The 18,173-nt window shown below is 62.1% G+C and carries 4 protein-coding genes; 3 read left to right on the top strand and 1 reads right to left on the bottom strand.

Features of this window, described 5'->3' with window-relative positions; genetic code table 11:
• The 3 genes from KJA79_RS10680 to KJA79_RS10690 all read left to right on the top strand — a co-directional run.
• Positions 1-1,632 (top strand): condensation domain-containing protein (locus KJA79_RS10680; protein WP_246507582.1); only part of this gene is annotated, 1,632 nt, incomplete at its 5' end.
• Positions 1,622-10,624: a non-ribosomal peptide synthetase gene (locus KJA79_RS10685; RefSeq protein WP_213042034.1), complete on the top strand. Its 9,003-nt coding sequence runs from the start codon at positions 1,622-1,624 to the stop codon at positions 10,622-10,624. The genes KJA79_RS10680 and KJA79_RS10685, both read left to right, overlap by 11 nt.
• 9 nt (positions 10,625-10,633) lie before the next feature.
• Complete coding sequence (locus KJA79_RS10690) at positions 10,634-14,632, top strand: non-ribosomal peptide synthetase (protein ID WP_213042035.1); 3,999 nt, start codon at positions 10,634-10,636, stop codon at positions 14,630-14,632.
• 421 nt (positions 14,633-15,053) lie between these two features.
• Here the strand turns inward: KJA79_RS10690 and KJA79_RS10695 are convergent, their stop codons facing one another.
• On the bottom strand, positions 15,054-18,170 hold the full coding sequence (locus KJA79_RS10695) for an efflux RND transporter permease subunit (protein WP_213042036.1): 3,117 nt from the start codon (positions 18,168-18,170) through the stop codon (positions 15,054-15,056).
• Between the last annotated feature and the right edge of the window lie 3 nt (positions 18,171-18,173).

Below are 18,173 nucleotides of genomic sequence, written 5' to 3' on the forward strand. Positions count from 1 at the left end.
CTCGGTCTCGCGCAGGTCGGCCGCCACGACAACTTCTTCGAACTCGGCGGGGATTCGATTCTCGGGCTCCAGGTGATTGCCCAGGCCAAGGACGTCGGCCTCTTATTGACGCCTCGGCAGCTGTTTCAGCAACAAACGATCGAAGCGCTTGCGGCGGTCGTGATTCGGGAGTCGGTCGCGGCGCCGGTGATCCATGCGGAGCAGGGACTCGTGTCGGGACCCCTGCCGATGACGCCGGCTCAACTGTGGTGGTTCGAGCAGCAATTGTCCGAGCTCCATCACTGGAATCAATCGCTCATGGTGACGATCTCCGGACAACCGGATCGGGCGAGGTTGGCGAGGGCGCTTGGCCTGCTGCTGGAGCGGCACGATGCACTGCGCATACGCATCGATCTCTCGAATGGCCCGATGGCGCGGATCGAGGCGGCGGTCCCATCCGAAGAACTCTTCACGTGCATCGACCTTCGCGAGATGTCCGACGAAGCGTCAACAGAGGCTATCGCCGGCGAGGCCGAACGGTACCAGCAAAGCCTGCATCTGGAGCGGGGTCCGCTGTTTCGAGCGATTCTGTTCGATCTGGGGCCGGAGCGTCCAAGCAGGCTCCTGTTGATCGCGCACCATCTCGTCGTCGACGGGGTGTCGTGGCGCATTGTGCTGGAAGACCTTGAGCGGGCCTATCTGGCCGGGGAGGAACACCAGACTGCCTTCCCGTCTAAGACCACCTCGATCAAACAGTGGACCGAAGCGGCACAGGCCCTGGCGAAGTCCGGGGCCCTGTCGAGGGAGGCGGCTTTCTGGAACGAGCAGGACCAGCCCGGGGACTTGTCGATACCACTCGATGACCCGGCGGGAGCACGAACCGAGGCTTCCGCGGAGACCTGTCACCTCTCGTTCAGCCGGGAGGAGACAGAGGCGTTGTTGCGGCAGGCGCCGGCGGCCTACAAGACCCAGGTGAACGATCTCCTGTTGACGGCCTTGGTCCAGGCGTTTCACCAGTGGACGGGTGAGGATCGCCTCCTGCTGGACCTCGAAGGCCACGGCCGGGAGTCGGTCGTTCCGGGCACCGATTTGTCCCGAACGGTCGGCTGGTTCACCAGCATGTTTCCGCTTCTCTTGCGACGTCCGGACGGCTCGACCGCCGACATCGTGAAAGGCATCAAGGAGCAAGTGCGTGCCATCCCATCGGGCGGGGTGGGATACGGTCTGTTGCGGTATCTCGCCCATACGCCGCAGGGCGAACGTCTCCGACATCAAACCGCCCCGCAGGTCTGCTTCAACTATCTGGGCCAACTCGACCGGGGCGGTCCCGAACAGGGTCTGTTCGGATTGGCGTCTGAACCCACCGGGCGTGAGCATGGTGCTTCGAACCGTATGCCGTACGAGCTCGCGATCAACGCGGATGTGACGGATGGTCGCCTCACGATGATGTGGACCTACAGCGGTGCGCGATTCATGCGGGCGACGGTCGAGATGCTCGCGGCGTCATACCGTCGATGCCTTTGCGAATTGATCGCGCATTGTTGCGCGGCGGACGCAGGTGGGTATACCCCGTCGGATTTTCCCGACGTACAGATCGATCAAGATGCCCTCGACAACATTCTAGAGACCATGGAACGGAGCCATGCGCGATAAACCACAGATCGAAGCCATGTACTATCTGTCCCCGCTGCAGCAGGGACTGCTGTTTCACTGTTTGGCCGATGCGGCGGACGATCCGTACTTTTATCAGTATGCCTATCGCCTTTCCGGAGACTTGCGTCTCGACGCGTTCGAGCAGGCCTGGCAGTCGGCGGTGGAGCGCCATGCGGTGCTGCGCACGGCGTTCGTGTGGGAAGGCGTGGAGAAGCCGTTGCAGGTCGTCCGTCGGCAGGTGCGCCTCCCGATCGAGCGGCATGACTGGCGTGGGGTTCCGGAGGAGGAGCACCAAGCGCGGCTCTCGTCGCTGCTTGAACGTGATCGCGCCGCCGGCCTCGATTTGCTGCGGCCACCGCTCATGCGACTGCATCTGATCCGCAGGGGCGAGCGTGACTGGATCTTGATCAACAGCCACCACCACATCCTCCTGGATGGGTGGAGCATGGCGATCCTGCTCCGTGACGTGGTGCTGGCGTATGAAGCCCTGGCACAGCGAGAGCATCCTCCGCTTCGAACGCCCCGGCCCTACCGCGACTACATCTCCTGGGTCCATCGCCAGGATCTGGCGCAGGCCGAAACCTACTGGCGTGGGATGTTGGCCGGATTCGATCGGCCCACGCCGATACCGATCGAGACACCGTCGCAGGGGTCATCTCCCGAGTCCCTGCCGTTCGCGGAACAAATCCTCCGGTTCTCATCGGAGCAGACTGAGGCGCTGCAGGCCTTTGCCAAACGGAGCAAGGTCACCGTCAATACGGTCCTCCAAGGAGCCTGGGCTCTCTTGCTGCATCGCTACAGCGGCGCGAGAGACCTGTTATTCGGGGCGACCGTGTCGGGGCGGACGCCGGAATTGGCCGGTGCGGACGAAATGGTCGGACTCTTCATCAACAGTCTGCCGGTGCGTGTTGCGATTCGGCCGGACCAGAAGCTGACGGATTGGCTGCGCGGCCTGCAGGATCAGAATGCCGCATTGCGACAATACGAATGGACTCCGCTGAGCCACATCCAACGGTGGAGCGACGTTCCCAACGGGACGCCCCTGTTCGAGAGCCTCATGGTCTTTGAAAGTTATCCCGAGCCCGAGGACGATGGGGCTCCGCCGTCCGTGGTCATCGAGCCGTTGGCTGCGCGATCGGGCGGTGCGTATACCCTGACGCAGGGACGGAACAACTATCCGATGTCGCTCATGGTGGAGCCGGGCCGTGAACTGTGCCTCATCGTCTGTTATGCCCACCGACGCTTTGCGCATGCGGCGATCACACACATGCTGGGCCATCTGAAACGGCTTCTGTTCGCGATGGTCGAGGCACCAGATGCGTCGCTCGGCAACATGGCCATGACGACGCAGGGGGAGCAACGGCAGCTCGTGGAGTGGAACGACATGCCCGAATCCGGCTGGCCGGAGGAGGCTTGTATCCATGACCTGATCGCCGCTCAGGTGGAGGCACAACCAGAAACGACTGCGGTCGTGACCAAGACCGAGCGGGTGACCTATCGAGAGCTTGACCGTCGGGCAATCCGGTTGGCGCGATACCTCCGTACGCAGGGGGTGAAGCAGGAGGAGCGAGTGTGCCTGTGTCTGGATCGTTCATTGGATTTGGTCGTAGGCCTCCTCGCGATATTGAAAGCCGGCTGTGCCTATGTGCCGCTGGATCCGACCTATCCCCGTGAGCGGCTGGCGACGATGGTCACCGACAGCCAGGCGCGCCTGATCATTACCCGAAGCGACCAATCGAGGGGTGTCGACGATGGCGCCGCGCGTCTGATTCTGTTGGATCGCCACGCGGAGGACATCGCCACATGCAGTGACGAGCCATTCCCGGCTGGTGTCTCCCCGAGGAACCTGGCGTATGTGATCTATACCTCGGGCTCCACCGGTAGCCCCAAGGGTGTGGCGGTGGAACATCGGCAGGTTGCGGCATACGTACAAGCGATCCTCGGACTCGCGCCTGTGGCAGCCGGGACCAGCATGGCCGCGGTCTCGACTGTGGCCGCCGACCTCGGCAACACCGCCCTCTTCGGCGCGCTCTGTTCCGGGCGCACACTCCATCTGTTCCCGACGGAGGACGGTTTCGATCCGGACGCGATGGCCGCTGCCATGCATGAGCGCCAGGTGGAAGTCCTCAAAATCGTCCCGAGCCATCTGCGAGGACTTCTCCATGCAACCCATCCCGAGCAGGTGTTGCCCACCCGGTGTCTCATCCTCGGGGGCGAAGCGCTGCGGTACGACTTCGTCCGCCAGATTCGCCGGTTGGCACCAGCCTGCACCATCGTCAACCACTATGGTCCGACCGAGACGACGATCGGCGTGTCGGTTCACGTGCTCGGGGATTCAGCCGACCACATCGAGACGGCCGTTCCGATCGGCCGTCCCTTCTCCTCCGTCCAGGCCTATGTCCTTGACGGCGACGGTCAACTCGTCCCGGTCGGTGTGCCGGGAGAACTCTATATCGGCGGACCACAAGTGACGCGCGGGTATCTCAACCGACCGGAGGCGACGGCAGAGCGATTCATTCCCGATCCCTTCAGTGGCCGCGCGGGAGCCAGGCTGTATCGAACGGGCGACCGCGCCAGACGGCGGCCTGACGGGACCATGGAGTTTTTGGGGCGCGTCGACTATCAGGTGAAGATTCGCGGGTTCCGTATCGAACTTGGCGACGTCGAAACTGAACTGCGGCGTGAGCCCGATGTCTCCGATGCGGTTGCGATTGTGCGCGAGCAAACCGACGGCACCCAACAGCTCGTTGCCTATGTGACGGGTGCCTCGACATTAGATACGGCCGGCATGCGCACCAGGCTCGCGCTGCGCCTTCCGGATTACATGGTGCCGCAGCACGTTGTGCGTCTGGACGCCTTTCCTTTGACCCCTAACGGCAAGCTCGACCGGGCCGCTCTTCCAGATCCCGGACGGCAGGACGCGACCGCCTTGCCCGGCTACGTGGCCCCCAGGAACAGGACCGAGGAGATCCTGGCGGAAATCTGGCAGACCGTGTTGCAGGTCGATCGGGTCGGCGTACATGACAATTTCTTCGCGTTGGGTGGCGACTCGATCCGTACGCTACAAGTCATCGCACGCGCGAACCGTGGGGGGGTGACACTCACGCCCAAGCAATTGTTCGAACATCAAACCGTAGCGAGCGCGGCAAGCGTGGCGTTGGTGAAACAGACGGCGCCGGCTGAAGCCGATCAGTCTCACACGGGAGACACCAGCCGAGAGCCCACGATCGTGGAAGCCAATCATACTCAGGCGAGCGCAACTCGGGAGGGCGCCGCGCCGACCCTGCCGGTCTTCCCGCTGACGGGATTGGCGCCGGCGGAGTTGGCAGGGCTGCGCGAGGACTGGGGGGAGATCGAAGATTGTTACCCCTTGTCGCCGATGCAGGAAGGCATGCTGTTCCATACCTTATTGAATCCCGGGTCCGGCATCTATCTCATGCAGCAGTTTTATGCCTGGGAAGGACGGTTGGATCGGGATGCCTTCGGCCGAGCCTGGCAATGCGTCATCGATCGACACCCGATGCTCCGCACTTCCTTCATGTGGAAGGACTTGCCCTCTCCGCTCCAGGTCGTTCATCGACGGGTCCCGGCGGAGGACGTGATTCAGGATGTGGATTGGTCGGAAATAGACGACGATCAGCAGCAAGCTCGGATGCGGGAGCTGCTGGAGCAGGAATTGAACGAGGGGCTGGATTTCGACCGGGCTCCGCTCATGCGCATCCGTCTCGTACGGCGTGGAGCGGATCGCTACGCGATCGTGCGGAGCTTTCACCACATCCTCACCGACGACTGGTGCTTTTCGCTGCTGATGATGGACTTCCTCACCCACTACGATGCCTGCGTGCAGGGTCTGGTGCCGAACTTGCCCAAGCCAGCCCCGTACCGTGACTACATCGCCTGGCTGCAACGGCAAGACCAGGATGCGGCGGAACGTTTCTGGCGGAAGGAGTTGAGCGGCTTCACCACGCCGACCCCGCTGGGGATCGAACACCTGGATCCCGAGGGCGCGTCCATTGGTTCCGTCGTCAGCGACGTGTTCATGGAATTGCCGCCGACCGTGTCGGAGCGGCTGCGGACCTTGGCTCAGCAGCATCATGTGACGCCGAACACCTTCCTGCAAGGAGCCTGGGCCATTCTCTTGTCGCGATATAGCGGTGAACGAGAGGTGTTGTTCGGTGTGACCGTCGCAGGACGACCGACCGACCTGCCGGGCGTCGAGGACATTGTGGGCCTCTTCATCAACACGCTGCCGCTGCGTCTCACCATCTCGCCCGATCTCCCGGTGATGTCCTGGCTTCGCCACCTGCTGGCGGAAAACTACCGCATCCGACAGTACGAATATGCGCCGTTGGTGCGCATCCAGCAGTGGAGCGAAGTTCCGTCGGGGCAGGCGCTGTTCCGTAGCCTGCTGGTCTTCGAGAACGCGCCCAAAGATGCGCGGCTCGGCGAAGAGCGTGAGGATCGGTCCCTTTCGTACGATCAGGACCGGGTGCATACGAACTATCCCATGACCGTCGTCGGATATCCCGGCGAGTCGATGGGCGTGCGCCTCTCGTACGACCGGCGCCTCTTCGAGCATGCCGATGTGGCGCGTATGCTCGACCATCTCAAGCGATTGCTCGAATCGATCGCGGCGACCCCCGATGCGGCCATCCGCGACCTTCCGATGCTCGAGGGAAACGAGCGCCGTCGCCTGCTCAGGGACTGGAGCCGATGCGACCAGGCTGAGACGGTCTCAGGGGACTTTGCCACGCTGTTCGAAGCGCAAGTCGAGCGGACACCGTCGGCCGTCGCGGTGCAGCAGGGTGACGAGCGCCTGACCTACGAGGAACTCAATCGCGCGGCCAATCGGATTGCCCAGGGGCTGCGCAAACGGGGCGTGGGAGCGGACCATATCGTCGCGCTGTTGGATGACCGTGGGCCGGCGTTGTTATCGATGATCGTGGGGGTCTTGAAGGCCGGTGGCGCCTATCTGCCGTTGGATCCTCATCATCCCGCCGAGCGGCTGGTCCAGATTCTCTCCACCGCACCGGTGAAGGCCCTGGTCCCCGGGAGCCGCCACGCGGCCTTGGCTGCGGTGGTTGCGACCATGGTGCCGGCTGGCGCGGGCCCGAACCTTGTGTTGATGGAGGATTTCGCAGAGGCATGCGAAGGCGGCAACCCGCTGCCGCCGGCGGCCCCACAGCGTCTGGCCTATGTCATGTTCACGTCGGGATCGACCGGTACTCCTAAGGGCGCGATGGTGGAGACTCGCGGCATGATGAACCACCTGACCAGTAAGATTCCGACGCTGGACCTCGGTCCCTCGGACGTCGTTGCGCAGACCGCGTCGCAATGTTTCGATATTTCGGTCTGGCAGTTTCTGAGTCCGCTGCTGTGCGGGGCTCGGGTGCAGATCATTCCCGATGAGGTGGTCCGAGATCCGCAACGGCTACTGGAGGAGGTCTCGACGCGGCGAGTCTCGGTGCTGGAGGTGGTCCCGTCGTTATTGACTGGACTGCTCGATGGAAGCCCGCCCGCGCTGCCACACCTACGCTGGTTGCTACCCACGGGAGAGGCCCTGTCGCCGGCCCTGTCCCGCCGGTGGTTTGCGCGCTATCCGACGATTCCGCTTCTCAACGCATACGGCCCAGCCGAATGTTCGGACGATGTGGCCATGGCCTGCATCCGTGAAGCGCCCCCAGAATCCGAGACCAGCATGCCGATCGGCAGTCCGATTGCGGGCGTACGGCTATATGTCGTAGATCGCCGGATGGAGGTGATGCCGTCCGGGGTTGCCGGTGAACTCTGTATCGGCGGTGTGGCCGTGGGCCGCGGGTATCTTGGCGATCCGGCACGAACGGCCGAAGTGTTTGTACCGGATCCGTTTGGGGACGAGCCGGGCAGCCGGCTCTACCGGACCGGTGATCTTGTGCGCTACCGGCCCGGCGGGGTCTTGGAGTTTGTGGGGCGACGGGATCACCAGGTCAAAATCCGGGGATTCCGCATCGAGTTGGGCGAGATCGAGGCGCGGCTGGCCCAGCATCCCGGAGTGGAGCACTGTGTGGTCGTCGTCGCCGATCTGCAACCGGGACACAAGCAGTTGGCGGCCTATGTGGCGACAACGGCTTCGTTGAGCGCCGATCGGCTGCGGTCGTTCCTGCGCCGAACGCTGCCGGAGTATATGGTGCCGGCGACGTTTGTGGTGCTTCCGGCCTTGCCGCTGACGCCGAACGGAAAAATCGACCGCAAGGCGCTGCCCCAACCGGATGCCGACCGTGTGGCCGACGATTTCGAGCCGGCGGTCACGCCCACGCAGGATCTCGTCGCAGGAATCTGGTCCGACATCCTCGGGCTGGAACGTATCGGGCGACGGGATCAATTTTTTGAACTCGGCGGCCATTCGCTGTTGGCGACCCAAGTCATGTCCCGTGTGCGCGCCACCTTTCGGATCGAACTGCCGTTGCGTACGTTGTTCGATCATCCCACGGTGGAGACATTCGCGACGGCCATCGATCACGCGGTCTCACAAGGAGCCGGTGCGCAGGCCCCACCGCTCGTCCGCACGCCGACCACCGACGACATGCCGCTCTCCTTTGCGCAGCAGCGGCTCTGGTTCCTGACCCAGATGGATCCCGAAAGCGGCGCCTACAATCTGCCGTTCGCCCTGCGGCTTGGCGGAACGCTGAACCATCCGGTGCTCGAACGCAGCTTCCTCGAACTGATTCGTCGCCATGAAAGTTTGCGCACCACATTCCCTGCGGTGGACGGCGAACCGCGCCAGGCCATCCTCGAAGTCGATCACTTCTCGATCCCGATCGAAGACCTCACGACCCTGCCGGAATCGGATCGTGCGGCCGCCATCCGACGGCAGGCCGACTCCCAAGCGCATCGGCCGTTCTACTTGGATCGCGATCTGCCGATCCGCGCGATCCTCCTCCGTGTGGGCGACGACGCGCACATCCTGCTTGTCACGGTGCATCATATTGCGGCAGACGCCTGGTCGTTGGCGGTGGTGACCCATGAAGTCGCGGCCCTCTACAACGGGTTGGCACGGGAGCAGGATGGCGAGCAGGTCCCGTCGAACGATGCTTCCGCAGCGCTCCTGCCTCCGCTGCCGATCCAGTACCGCGACTTTGCCTTGTGGCAACGGCAATGGCTCCAGGGTCCCGTGCTCGAACGGGAGATCGGGTACTGGAAGCAACGATTGGGATCGGCGCCGCCGCAGCTGACGCTTCCGACCGATCACTCGCGGCCTGAGCGGTACACGTATCGGGGCGGGCGAATTGCGTTCCACGTACCGGGAGAGTTGCTCGAACCGCTCCGGCGAATCAGCCGGCGGGAAGGCGTCACCTTGTTCATGACGCTGCTGGCTGCCTTCAACGTCTTGTTGTCTCAACTGGCCAAACAGCGCGACATCCTGGTCGGCACCGATGTCGCCAATCGCAACCGTGCCGAGACCGAATCGCTCGTGGGGTTCTTCGTCAATCTCCTGCCCCTGCGCACCGATCTCAGCGGGAATCCCTCCTTTCTTCAGCTCTTGGGGCGGGTACGCGAGACGGCCTTGGGCGCCTATGCGCATCAAGATGTGCCCTTCGAAAAAATCGTGGAGTCGCTCAAGTTGCAGCGGGATCTCGGGAGGAATCCGCTGGTGCAGGTGTTGTTCGTGCTTCAGAACGTGCCGCCTCCGTCCCTGCAGTTGTCCGGTGTGGATGTCGAGTCGCTGGAATTCGAACATGAGGTGTCACGATTCGACGTGGGGCTCTTCATGGAGGAAACGGAGGACGGTTGCGCGGGTCTCTGGAAGTTCAGCCGCGACCTGTTCGAGTTCGAGACCATAGCCGGATGGACGGATCGTCTACTGGGACTGTTGCGGCAGATCGGACTCTCGCCCGAGCGGGGGATCGACACGTTGGGATGGGAGGATGAACGGACAAAGGAGGCGCAGACCATGGATCAGCAGCAACGAACCGAGCAACGGCTCCAACGATTCAAGGCGATCAAGCCGAAACCGATCGCCTTGGCCCAACGCACGTTGGTGACCGGTCGCCCGCTCCTGGAGGGCCATGCGATGCCCTGGATCTATACTCCGGCGGTGGAAGACGTTGATCTGGCGGGATGGGTCGGAGAACATCGCAGCCGATTGCAGCGTGAACTACTGCAGTCGGGCGCATTGTTGTTCCGCGGGTTCGCGCTCAAGACGGTGCAGGACTTTGAATCCGTTGCACAAGCCTTTTGTCCCAATCTGTTCGGCGAATATGGCGATCTGCCACGGGAGAAGAGCGGCCGCCATATCTATGGATCGACACCCTATCCGCCGGACAAGCCTATTCTCTTCCACAACGAGAGTTCCCACATGCATCGGTGGCCGCAGAAGCAGTTCTTCTTCTGCCTCCAGGCCGCGCAGGAAGGCGGTCAGACCCCGATCGTGGACGGGCGTCTGATGCTCAAGGGGCTTCGAGCCGATCTGCGGGAACGGTTGCGCGCCAAACAACTGAGGTATGTCCGCAACTTTCTTCCCGGCGTGGATGTGAGCTGGCAAGACTTCTTTCACACCACCGACAAAGCGGAGGTGGAGGCCATCTGCGCCGCGAACGGCATGGTCTGGCAGTGGTTGGAGAAGGAAGGGTTGCGCACCAAGCAGATCTGTCCCGCCATCATCGAGCATTCCGATACGGGCGAGGCGGTGTTCTTCAATCAAATCCAGCTACATCATGTCTCCTGTTTGGAGCCGGCGGTACGCGAGTCCCTCTTGTCGATGCTCGGTATCGACTCTCTGCCGCGAAACGTCTACTACGGTGACGGCACAGCGATCGAAGACGAGGTAGTCGATGAGATCGGCGCCTTGTACGAGCGGACAGCGGTACGGTTTCCATGGCAGGAGGGGGACCTTATCATGCTGGACAATATGCTGGTGGCGCATGCCCGAGATCCCTTCGTCGGACCCAGGAAAATCGTGGTCGCCATGGGCGACATGATCGCTCAGTCCGCCGTTCACTCCATGACGTCGTAGGGGGCAGGCATGCAACAGGAAATCGAGATCGAAGGATTACGACTCTCGCCGCAACAGAAGAGGCTCTGGCTGTGGCAGCAGCAGGGGCATCTCAGCCTGGGACGAGCCGTTGTCACGCTGGACGGCGCATTCGACGAGGAAGCGGTGTTGGCGGCGCTTCGACGGGTGATCGCCCGGCACAACAGCCTGCGGACGACGTTTTACCGTCAACCGGGCATGAAGGTGCCGTTTCAGGTCGTCCATGAGGCAGGGGGCGTGGACTGGCACGTGCTCGATCTCCGTCATCTCACCCGGGACGGCGAACGCGAAGAAGCGCTGGAGCAGGTTGCCCATCGGAGGGACGCGCCTGATTGGGAACGTGGACCGCTCGTGCGCGCCGTCTTCTGTCGATGGACGGAGACCCATGCGCGGGTCCTCCTCGACATACCGGGTCTCTGTGCCGATGCCAAGTCGCTGTCGAACATGGTGGCCGAACTGAGCCGTGCGCTGGACGGAGATCTCGGCGATCTAGGGGACGACCCGGTTCAATATGGACAGTTTTCAGAATGGCAGCATGAGCTGATCGAAGCGGAAGAGGCGGTCCAGGGACGAGCCTGGTGGTCCCGGTGCAGCAGCGCCGGTTTTGATCACGTGGTCCTGCCGTTTGAACGAGAACCTTCTCTCACAGAGTCTGATGCCGGGAGGCGGCCGATCCATCGGGCGCTCTCAACGGCCGCGATCCGGCGGTTGCAGGACCGGGCCGCCGACGCTCACGTCTCTCTGCCTGTACTGTTGTATGGCTGTTGGTCAGCGCTGCTCTCTCGCATGACCGGGTCGCGCGAGGTCACCTGCTGGTGGCGAACCGATGGCCGTCCGTATGAAGAATTGTCCGAGGGGATCGGACTGTTCGAACGGTGGCTTCCGCTTCCTTTCCGGATAGAAGGGAATATGGCGCTTGGAGATCTGCTGTCGCTGTTGTCCCGCCAGCAGGCGCAAGCAGAAGACTGGCAACAATATTATGCCGGTCGGTCGGAGGACGAAGAACTGCAGGCGGTCAGGGATGCGATCGGCTTTGAGTATAGCCGTCGCCCTACGCCTCACCGGACGGTGGCCGGTCTCATCGCGCTGGCGGAGGGGTCGCTATGCGCTGAGCCCTTCAAATTGCGCCTGGCTTGTTTGGAAGATGCCACGGGCCTTGCCATGAACTGGCACGTCGACCGGGAACGGATCCCGAGCGAGATGATGGAGGTACTGGCGGATCGCTACGTCGAATTGCTACGCGGCCTTCCGGATCGGCTCGACATCGCGATCGATGAGTTGGAGATCGTCGGGGCAGGGGAACGGATCAGGCTGACGCGGGAACTCAACCGTACCGCTCACTCTTGCCAGTCCACGCCTTTGATGCACAGCCTGATCGAGGCCCAAGCGAAACAGAATTCCGGGCACACGGCCCTGGTTGCCGGCAGTCAGTGCCTGTCCTATGACGCACTCAACTGCCAGGCCAATCGGATTGCACAGGCGCTCAGACGCCGCGGTGTGACCATCGGGGACCGTGTCGGTCTCTGCATCGATCGTTCGGCGGACATGATCGTGGCGATGCTGGGCGTCCTGAAAGCCGGTGCCGCCTACGTACCGATCGATCCGGCCCATGCCGCGGTGCGACTGGCTCCGCAGATGGCCCAGAGCGGCGCGACGATTCTCTTGACCCGATCAGCCACGGAAAATCCGCTTCCTCGATTCGATGGTGCGATACTGAATCTTCCTGAGGATGTGGTAGACGAACCGGATGAGGATCTCGACCTGGCGTTCTCGCCGGACGAACTCGCCTATGTCATCTATACGTCAGGATCGACCGGCCAGCCGAAAGGGGTTGCCGTTTCCCATCGTAGTCTTGCCAACTATACGTTCGCTGTCACCAGACGATTGGGCTTGGCCGGACGGCTGCAGTTTGCCACCGTCTCCACACTGAGCGCGGATTTGGGCCACACGGTTATTTTTCCCGCACTCACCTCCGGCGGCTGCCTCCATGTGATCGACTATGCAACCGCAACCGATGGACGGTCGTTTGCCTCATACCTCAGCACACATCCCATCGATGTGCTGAAAATCGTGCCGTCCCATTTCAAGGCTCTGTTGGCGACCAGCGAAGGAGAGGCGGTCTGGCCGCGCGCCTATCTCATCTTCGGCGGTGAGACCTTGCCCTGGGATCTGGCCGATCGGGTCAGGCAACAGGCGACCTGCCGCGTCATCAACCATTATGGTCCTACGGAAACCACGGTCGGCGCCACGACCACCGCCGTGACCGATTCAGCCGAGCCGCGCCTTGCGCGGAGCGCTCCCATCGGTCGCCCTCTCGACAATATGGAGACCTACATCCTCGACGAGCGATTGCAGCCGGTGCCGGTCGGCGTGGCGGGAGAACTGTATGTGGGAGGGCTTGGGGTTGCGCGTGGCTATTGGAATCAACCGGACCGCACCGCCGAACGGTTCGTCCCCAATCCGCATGCCTCTCAACCAGGATCACGCCTCTATCGAACCGGCGATCGAACCAGGTGGCTGCCGGACGGCTCGATCGAATTTCTAGGCCGAGTGGACCACCAAGTGAAACTCCGGGGATTCCGGATCGAACTCGGAGAAATCGAGTCGGTACTGCGGGAGCATCCCGCTATTCAGGATGCCGTCGTTACCGTATGGGAGGACAAGCAGGCCGAACCGTGCCTGGCTGCCTATCTCGTGGCCGGGGGGCTGGCGCCAGATGCCCGAACGGTTCAAGACTTTCTGCGCGCTCGCCTGCCGGATTACATGGTACCGGCGCTGGTGGTGTCGCTCGACGCGTTGCCGTTGACAGCGAATGGTAAGGTCGACCGGAAGTCATTGCCGGCGCCGGAAGCTGGGAATACACGCGCGACGTATGGTCCCCCCCAAACGCCGACGGAAGCCCTGCTGGCCGATATTTGGATGGAGGTGTTAGGCTGCCCGCGCGCCGGCCGTTCTGATAACTTCTTTGATCTCGGAGGCCATTCTCTGCTCGCGACTCAAATCATGTCACGACTTCGAAAGATGTTTCACGCTGACCTTCCATTACGGATCATCTTTGAATGTCCCACCATCGTTGAACTCGCAGGTGCTATTGAGCGATATCATCAAAGGCCGACCACTGCGTCACGGCTGATTCCGATTCGGCCCTCCGGCACTCGTCCCCCTTTGTATTGTTTTGATCCTTCCGGCAGCCATGTCTTGACCTATCGTCCATTGGCGGCTGCACTTTCTCTCGAGCAGCCCGTGTTCGGGATTGATACGAGCGATTTCTGGGATTTAAGGCGCGAGGGCCTCTCGTTGACCGAGTTTGCCGAGGAATATGCCGACATGCTCATTGAATTCCAACCCGAGGGCGCGTTCCATTTGATTGGTTGGTCAAAAGGTGGAGTCATTGCCCTTGCGACTGCTCAGACTTTGGAAAGATGTGGGCGAATCGTAGAATTTTTAGGCATCATGGATACTCATGTCCAGATGCGAGCCAAAGATGATGAGGCGCTTGAAAGTCTCAGTCCGTATTTGTTGTGTCTCCCCGAAGAACACCAACGGGAGATCCTCGCCTTGGATGCAGGGGAGTTGCACAGGCTGCAGCAGGAGTTACAGGAACTGCCGGAACATCAACGCCTCAATCATGCCATTCGTTGGGCGGCATGTCGTGGATATGTACCGAAAGATCTCCCCATGGACGTCGTCGTGCGTAGCTGTGCGATCACACAGGGGACGCGCGCCGTTATGGAAGCGATCCGATGCGCGCCCATCATGGCGTCAATCACGGGTTGGTGGTGTGACGAGACGTTACACCGGTATGGCGGCGCTCCTGTGGATTGGGCTGTCTATACGACGGGAGGTGTAGACATTCATACTGCGAACAGTGATCACATGCATCTGCTTGGAGACCCTCAGGTCCATGACACGCTCGATCGAATACTAAAAAGCCTGTCAATTGCCGCATCTGTTTTCGAGTATTCCGACAGCGTCAATGAGGCGCCCTGAAGGATCGAACGGCTTGTCTGCGTGGAGAAGGGATATCGAGCCGAACCGTCGAGCCCGATGTGGGGAGCTGAGGTCAGAACTCTATTGGTTCATGGCCGGATTCGGTGACTGTACAGAGACGTGGAACTAGGCTCGCCGTTATCCTCACGCGTTACGGTGTATGGTCGGAACATACGACAGGACCAGTCTCGGTGGAAACAGTGGACGGGGACCATATGGATGCAGTCCATAGCATCCACGCCCATCAGCACATTGGCGAAGCACTCGCAGCCATTGAGCCCGCGAGGAGCTGAGCGCAACCGATCGCCTCTCAATAGAGAGTGCCTGCTCGAGTCAGACGGGATTGAGCAGGCCGTCTTTGCTGCCATCCCGCATCATCTCTCCTCATGCGCTCGCCTCTTGGAATAGGATCTGTTGTGTCCTACCCCTCGGAATGCGTGGGGCTCGGCAGGACTGTGCCGGGACCGGGTCCGGTCGTTACGGCACGTCGAGCCGCCCAGGTCTCAGTCAACATCGTATAGATCATGGGTACCAGAAACAGGGTGAGGAGCGTCGAGAGCACGAGACCGTTGATGACGACGAGGCCGATGTGCCACCGGCCTGCGGCGCCGGCACCGGCGGCCAAGGCCAAGGGGAGAGCGGCCAGGATGGTGGACATCGTCGTCATGATGATGGGCCGAAGTCGCAGGGCTGCGGCTTCGACGATGGCCACCTGGGTCGGACGGCCGTCCTGCCGCAGTTGATTGGCAAACTCGACAATGAGGATGGCGTTTTTCGTGACCAGCCCGATCAGGATCATCAAGCCGATTTCGCTGTAGATGTTCAACGTCCCTCGGAACAGCAGCAGGGCCAGCAAGGCACCGGCCAGGGCCGGCGGCACCGACACGAGGACGGTGATCGGATGGCGGAAGCTCTCGAACTGCGCCGCCAGAATGAGATAGACGACCAGCAGGGCCAGCACAAAAGTGAAGTGGAGGTTGCCGGACGACTCCTTGAACTCTTTGGTTTCGCCTGCGTAACTGATGCTGGCACCGGGGGGGAGATGGGTGCGGATGATCTGTTCCAATGACTCCACCGAATGGCTGAGGGTGGAGCCGGGACCAACCCCGGCGCTGATCGTGGCGGCGCGCAGTTTTTGATAGTGGTTGAGCTGTTTGGGGGCGACGGTTTCGCTCAATGAGACGAGGTTGCTGAGAGGGATCAAATCCCCCTGCGTCCCGCGAACGTGCAGGCGGTCGATGTCCGATTTGGTGCCGCGATGCTGGGGCCGCATCTGGATGATGACGGGATATTCCTTCCCTTCACGCATGAACATGGAGGCTTTCCGTCCACCGAGGAACACCTCCAAGGTCCGTCCGATGGTCTCCACCGGAATGCCGAGGTCTGCCGCTTTGTCACGGCGGATGTCGACTCGCAGCTCGGGCTTGTTGAGGTCGAGGTCGCTCTCGATGTTCACCAACGCCGGATGGTTCACCGTGTCATGGCGGACCTGCGTCATGATCTTGTCCAGCACGTCATAGGTCGGACCGCGAACCACCAGTTGGACCGGCGTCTTACTGTCCTCCTGATTGAAGGGCGGAGGGTTGAGCGCGAAGACGCTCGCGCCGGGGATGGCCGACAGGGCCGGTTCTACCTCGTCGACGATCTTTCGCTGCGACCGGTCGCGATCGGACCAGTCCTTCAGCGTGACCCAGGTGACGGCGCGGGTCACCAGCGTGGGGCGCCAGCCCCGCGCGACGACGGTGTAGTAGGAATCCATCTCGGGAATGCGCGCGGCCGTCGTCTCGGTGTCCTTGGTATAACGGTCCGTGTAGTCGAGGGTGGACCCCTCCGGGGTGTTGACGTGGATGGCGAACCAGCCCGTGTCTTCCAGCGGCGCGAGTTCGCTCGGGAGGGCCCAGAGGAGCAGGCCGCTCACAGCCAAGGAGACAAGGGCCGCGAGCAGTACCAGCGAAGGCCGAGTCAAGGTCGTCTCCAGGGCCGAGCGATAACGCCCGGTGAGCCATTGCAGCCAAGCGGCACTATCCAACGCCGACCCTGTTGCCGACGAGCCGGCCACGACGGTTCGACTCAACAGGCGGGCGCACATAGCCGGCGTGAGGGTGAGGGCGATGAAGCCAGACAGCAGCACGGACCCGGCGACCGCGATGCCGAGCTCCGAAAACAGCCGGCCGACAATGCCGGGGAGAAAGATGATCGGAAAGAAGACTGCCGCGAGCGTCAATGTGGTCGAGATCACGGCGAACCCGATTTCCCGGCTCCCTTCGACGGCGGCTTCCTTGGGCGTCAACCCCTGTTCGATGCGCCTGTAAACATTTTCGACCACGACGATCGCGTCGTCCACGACGAGTCCGATGGCCAACACGAAGCCCAGCAACGTGATCGTGTTGATCGAACTGCCGGTAGCTTGCATCAGGACGAAGGTGCCTAGGATTGAGCCGGGAATCGCCACGGTGGGAATCAGCGTGGCACGGGCGCTCCGCAGGAACAGGAACACGACCAGGACGACGAGGATCACGGAGAGCGCGACGGATTGGTAGACTTCGCGCAGCGATCGCTCAATGTAGATCGAGCTGTCGAACGCGGTGACGAGTTGCATGCCTTCGGGAAGAAGCGCTTCCAACGAGGGCAGGGTGCGTTTGACGGCCCGAGCGGTTTCCAGTGTATTTGCCTTCGACTGTTTCATGATGCCCAGCCCGATGGCCGGCTTGCCGTTGACGCGCACCAGTTTTCTCTCGTCTTCTGCGGCGATTTCGGCGAGCCCCACGTCCTGCAGGCGGACCGGGTAGCCGTCACGATAGGCCAAAATCAACTGATTGAACTGCTCCGGGCGCTCCAACCCGCCCCCCATCCGCACGCTGAATTCCCGTTGGGTGCTTTCGATGCGACCGGTCGGCATGGAGACATTTTGTGTGTGGAGGGCGTTCTCGACGTCCTGTACCGTCAGGAGCCGGGAGGCGAGCCGATCCGGATCCAGCCAGATCCGCATCGCATAACGGCGTTCCCCGTCGAGGACCACGCTGGAGACGCCCGGCAGCGGCGCGAGCCGGTCCTTCAGCTGACGTTGGGCGAAGTCGGTGATGTCCAATTCGCTGTGGCGGTCGCTGATCACCGCGAGCCACATGATGCCGTCCGATTCGCTGTCCTCCTTCATGACCAGCGGCGGTTCGATGCCCTGAGGCAAGAGGTATTGCACTCTGGCCACGCGGTCGCGCACATCGTTGGCGGCGGCATCCAGGTTGCGCGTGAGGGCAAATTCGAGGCTGATGGTGGAGAGGCCCTCTCGACTGGTCGACCGCAAGGTTCGCAGTCCCTCGACGCCGCTCAACGCATCCTCGAGCACCGAGGTGATGTCTGTTTCGACCAGTTGGGCGTCGGCGCTCTGGTACACGGTCAGCACGGAAACCACGGGGAAGGTGAAGTCGGGATACTCACGGATCGGGAGTCGTGAGTACGACAGCAGACCGAAGAGCATCAGCAAGAGCGTCGCAACGGTGGCGAGGACCGGACGCTCGATGGAGAGGACGGACAATTTCATGTA

This window comes from Nitrospira defluvii (assembly GCF_905220995.1).
GTDB lineage: Bacteria > Nitrospirota > Nitrospiria > Nitrospirales > Nitrospiraceae > Nitrospira_A > Nitrospira_A defluvii_C.

What these genes read in the sequence shown, in the direction of transcription:
- KJA79_RS10685 (WP_213042034.1), top strand. Translation starts at nt 1,622, where the DNA reads ATGCGCGATAAACCACAGATCGAAGCCATGTACTATCTGTCCCCGCTG.
- KJA79_RS10690 (WP_213042035.1), top strand. Translation starts at nt 10,634, where the DNA reads ATGCAACAGGAAATCGAGATCGAAGGATTACGACTCTCGCCGCAACAG.
- KJA79_RS10695 (WP_213042036.1), bottom strand. Translation starts at nt 18,170, where the DNA reads ATGAAATTGTCCGTCCTCTCCATCGAGCGTCCGGTCCTCGCCACCGTT.